The organism is Thermus sp. KWY1 (assembly GCF_057547025.1).
The window spans coordinates 1-419 of the sequence record NZ_BAAJPG010000050.1; the positions used below are offsets into that span (position 1 = coordinate 1).

The following is a 419-nucleotide window of genomic DNA, read 5'->3' on the forward strand; positions in this document are numbered from 1 at the left end:
CTCGGATGAGCTGGGGTTAGGAGTGAAAAGCTAACCGAACCCGGAGATAGCTGGTTCTCCCCGAAATGACTTTAGGGTCAGCCTCAGGTGCTGACTGGGGCCTGTAGAGCACTGATAGGGCTAGGGGGCCCACCAGCCTACCAAACCCTGTCAAACTCCGAAGGGTCCCAGGTGGAGCCTGGGAGTGAGGGCGCGAGCGATAACGTCCGCGTCCAAGCGCGGGAACAACCGAGACCGCCAGCTAAGGTCCCGAAGTCTGGGCTAAGTGGGAAAGGATGTGGCGTTGCTGAGACAGCCAGGAGGTTGGCTTAGAAGCAGCCATCCTTTAAAGAGTGCGTAATAGCTCACTGGTCGAGTGACGCTGCGCCGAAAATGATCGGGGCTTAAGCCCAGCGCCGAAGCTGCGGGTCTGAGGGGTG

At 59.4% G+C, this 419-nt stretch carries 1 rRNA gene; it reads left to right on the forward strand.

What is annotated here, in order from left to right:
• Window positions 1–419 (forward strand): 23S ribosomal RNA (locus AC27GT_RS12685); the annotation flags it as partial.